2 protein-coding genes and 2 pseudogenes are annotated in these 4,194 nt (G+C 66.9%); 3 read left to right on the top strand and 1 reads right to left on the bottom strand.

Annotated elements, in window-relative coordinates:
* Positions 1-152 precede the first annotated feature (152 nt).
* Positions 153-482, top strand: a pseudogene (locus P3W97_RS05005) (IS5/IS1182 family transposase); the annotation flags it as partial.
* Between the two features lie 24 nt (positions 483-506).
* Here P3W97_RS05005 and P3W97_RS05000 read toward each other — a convergent pair.
* Entirely contained in the window at positions 507-1,391 is an 885-nt protein-coding gene (locus P3W97_RS05000; RefSeq protein WP_300844372.1) for a LysR substrate-binding domain-containing protein, read from the bottom strand.
* Positions 1,392-1,485: 94 nt separating this feature from the next.
* On the opposite strand from P3W97_RS05000, the gene metE reads away from it, so the two are divergent.
* Entirely contained in the window at positions 1,486-3,774 is a 2,289-nt protein-coding gene (gene metE, locus P3W97_RS04995) for a 5-methyltetrahydropteroyltriglutamate--homocysteine S-methyltransferase (protein ID WP_300844371.1), read from the top strand.
* Positions 3,775-3,948: 174 nt separating this feature from the next.
* Positions 3,949-4,182 (top strand): annotated as a pseudogene (locus P3W97_RS04990) (transposase); the annotation flags it as partial.
* Positions 4,183-4,194 lie beyond the last annotated feature (12 nt).

The following is a 4,194-nucleotide window of genomic DNA, read 5'->3' as shown; positions in this document are numbered from 1 at the left end:
CTCGTCGTCGAGCTCGCGCGCGTGGTCGCACAGCCGCTCGAAGGCATCTGCGCTCACATGCCCCTAACAGGCCGTTGAAAAACCCCCCCGCGAGCGCCAACGGGTCGAGGCCATCGACGACCACCTGCTCTAGCGCTGGTTCGTGGGCCCGAATCGGGGCCGACAAGGGCGACGACAGCAAGGTCTTCATCGAGGGCTGCAGAGCGCTCAAGCTCACGCCGCACATAGCAGCCAAGTACAAACACTCGGCAGTGGATGGTCGCATCAAGCGCCACGCGGGCGACAAAACCAGCCTCAAAGTGCGCAAGCGCATCAAGCACATCGAAGAGGCTTTTGGCTGGATGAAGACCGTGGGCAGTCTGGCTAAGACCCCACTGATCGGTCAGGCCAAGCTCGCGGGCTAGGCGCTGCTGTGCTTTGCCACCTACGACCGGGTGCGCATGGGCAGCATCGGCATCTGGTGGGACGGGCATCATGCGTAAGCCACAGGATAGGTGCGCCCAATATCAAGCTCGCTGCAGCCCGGCGAGAAAGCCGGCCACATGGGGCAAGTCGGCCTCGGCAGCGCGCACGGCGGCATACAAGGTGCCGCTCAGTCCCGTGCCGTTTCCCAGACGCAGCGTGCCGATGCGTCCTTCGGCCAGGGCGTGCGCCACAGCCCAGTCGGGCAGCACGGTCAAGCCCTGGCCGAGCGCGGCCAGCTCTATGAGCATGGCCGTGCTCTCGACTGTGCGCACGCGCGCCGGCTCCACGCTGGCGGGCCAGAGAAAGCGGGCGAAGACGTCCAGCCGTGCCCTCGGCACGGGATAGACCAGTAAGGTCTCGACGGCCAGCTCCGCTGGCATCACGTGGTTGCGGCTGGCCAGCGGATGGTCTGCCGCCGCCACCAGACGCATTTCATAGTCGAACAGCGGTGTCCAGACCACCCCCGGCAGGGCGCGCGCATCGGGCGACAAGACCAGGTCCAGGCCACCGTCGAGCAGGCGCGGCAAGGGGTCGAGGCTGACAGAGGACAGCACATCCAGCTCCACCGCCGGAAAGCGCCGGCGATAGTGGCGTAGCCGCGGCAGCAGCCATTCCAGGCAACTGTGGCATTCACTGGCGATGTAAAGCCGTCCGGCGCGGCCAACGGCCAGGTCGCGCAGCCCGTTCAGGGTCTCATCCACCAGCGGTAGCACACGCTGCGCCAACCCCCGCATCACTTCCCCGGCCTGCGTGAGCCGGGGCGGCCGAGCGCTGCGGTCGAGCAGTGGCAATTCCAGACGCGCTTCCAGCTCCTTGATCTGGTGCGACAAGGCCGACTGCGTCAGATGCAGGCGTTGCGCGGCGAGCGTCAGACTGCCCGTCTCGGCCAAGGCAAGCAGGGTACGCAGATGGCGCAGTTCTATCATGAGGTTCACTCATCAAATCATGAAAATAAATCGCTTGCGCTCATTCTATATGCGGGGAGAAACTTCGGTCATCGATCATCACCGGAGCGAACGCATGACCCACATCCACACCTTGGGGCTACCCCGCATGGGCGCCCAGCGCGAACTGAAATGGGCCCTGGAGGGCTACTGGAAGGGCGAGCGCAGCGCCGCCGAGCTGCACGGCGTGGCGCGGGCCCTGCGCGCGCGGCACTGGGCGCTTCAATCGGAGGCCGGCTGTCGTTACGTGGCGGTGGGAGACTTCTCCCTCTACGACCACATGCTGGACATGAGCGCGCGCCTGGGTGTCGTGCCGGCGCGCTTCGGCTGGGGCGGCGGCGAGGTCGATTTGGACACTTACTTTCGCATGGCGCGCGGCCGCGCGCCGAGTGGTGAGCCCGCCTTCGCCTGCGAGATGACCAAGTGGTTCGACACCAACTATCACTACCTCGTGCCGGAACTCGCGCCCGGGCAGCGTTTCGCGCTGTCCCGCCAGGACCTGTTTGAGCAGGTCGAGGAAGCGAAGGCCCTGGGCCACGCACCCAAGGCCTTGCTGGTCGGGCCGCTGACCTGGCTGTGGCTGGCCAAGGCGCAAGGCGACTTCGACAAGCTCGAGCTGCTCGACGCTCTGCTGCCGGTCTATGGCCAGATCCTGGCTCGCCTGGCCGCCCAGGGGGTGGAGTGGGCGCAACTGGACGAACCCATTCTCGCCCTGGATTTGCCGCAGGCCTGGCGCCTGGCCTTTGAACGGGCCTACCAACAGCTGCACAACGCCGGGCCCAAGCTAATGGTGGCCACGTACTTCGGCGCCCTGGAAGACAACCTGATGACCGCCGTGAAGCTGCCGGTGGCTGGCCTGCATGTGGACGCCGTGAGCGCCCCGGATGAACTTCGGCAAGTGGCCGATCGGCTGCCGGCGACGATGGTGCTGTCGGTGGGTGCGATCGACGGCCGCAATGTCTGGCGCGCCGATCTCGACGCCGCGCTCGCGCGTCTGACGCCGCTGCAGGCCAAGCTGGGCGAGCGGCTGTGGCTGGCGCCGTCCTGCTCGCTCCTGCATGTGCCGCTCGACCTCGCGCTCGAGACCGACATGGACCCGGAGATCCGCCCCTGGCTCGCCTTCGCGGTGCAGAAACTGGGCGAGCTGGCCATCCTGGCGCGCGCCCTGGACGCTGGTCCTGACGCGGTGAGCGAGGCCCTGGCGGAAAGCCGCACGGCACGCGAAGCCCGGCGGGCCTCACCGCGCGTGACGAACCCCGTCGTGCGCGCGCGGCTCGCGGCCATCCGGCCCGAGGATGGCCACCGCGCTTCGCCCTACGCCGAACGCGCGGCGGCGCAGCGCGCACGCCTGCAACTGCCCGCGCTGCCCACCACCACCATCGGCTCCTTCCCGCAGACCGCCGAAATCCGTGCCGCCCGACGCGACCACAAGGCCGGGCGCATCTCCCAAGCCGAGTACGAGGCGCGCATGCGCGCCGAGATCCGCCGCGCCGTCGAGGTGCAGGAACGTCTCGGCCTGGACGTGCTGGTGCACGGCGAGGCGGAGCGCAACGACATGGTGGAGTACTTCGGCGAGCAGCTCGACGGCTATACCTTCACCGCCCACGGCTGGGTGCAATCCTACGGTTCGCGCTGTGTCAAGCCGCCCATCATCTTCGGCGACGTGGCACGCCCGGCGCCGATGACCGTGGCTTGGATCACCTACGCCCAGTCGCTGACGCAAAAACCCATGAAGGGCATGCTCACCGGCCCGGTGACCATGCTCAAGTGGTCCTTCGTGCGCGACGACCAGCCCTGGCGCGATACCGCCTGGCAGATCGCGCTCGCGCTCAGGGATGAAATCCTCGACCTGGAGGCGGCCGGCATCCGCATCATCCAGGTGGACGAGCCGGCCTTCCGCGAGGCCCTGCCGTTGCGCGCGCGGGGGCGCGACGACTATCTCGCCTGGGCGGTGCAAGCATTCCGCCTGGCCACTGCGGGGGTGAAAGACGGCACGCAGATCCACACCCACATGTGCTATTCGGAGTTCAACGACATCATTGCCGCCATCGCCGAACTGGACGCCGACGTCATCACCATCGAGACGGCACGCTCCAACATGGAGCTGCTGAACGCCTTCGCCGATTACGAGTATCCGAACGAGATCGGCCCCGGCGTGTACGACATCCATTCGCCAAACGTGCCCGCCGTCGAGAATATGGTGCGCCTGTTGCAGCGGGCGGCCGAGCGCATCCCACCGCAGCGGCTGTGGGTCAATCCGGACTGTGGCCTGAAAACCCGCGCCTGGCCGGAGACCGAGGCAGCCCTGGCCAACATGGTGGCGGCGGCAAGGCGGTTGCGCGAGCTGGTGCCAACGGTACCCTGAAACACGCCAACACGTCGTGACCGCCATCCTCCCGGTTGGTGTTTGTCGACGATGATGCAGCGGGCAAGTTGCCCGCCGCCGTCAATGCCTAACAGGCCGTTGAAAAATTCTCCGCGAGCGCGCGACACGGCCGCTACGATCTGACGCCATCTGCAACCGCCCCAGGCGAAGACGATGCGAGGCACCCAAAACTTCCAAGGGGCGATGTTCAGCGACATCAGCCTTAAAGAGCGCGTGCTGCAAGCACATCCGCTGTGCAGGCTGCGCGCCGTGGTCGATGCGCTGCTGGCGACGATGGATCGTGAATTCGAAGCGGTTAACGCCCGCCAAGGCCGCCCTTCGGTGCCGCCGAAGAGGCTGCTCAAGACCTTGCTGCTGCAAACCCTGTTCTCCATCCGCAGCGAGCGCTAGTGGGTCGAG

Origin of the sequence: Tepidimonas sp. (genome assembly GCF_029335975.1) — a bacterium.
In the GTDB taxonomy this organism is placed as follows: Bacteria; Pseudomonadota; Gammaproteobacteria; order Burkholderiales; family Burkholderiaceae_C; genus Tepidimonas.
Note: the sequence above shows the minus strand (reverse complement) of the source record. Positions and strands in the feature narration are given on the sequence as shown.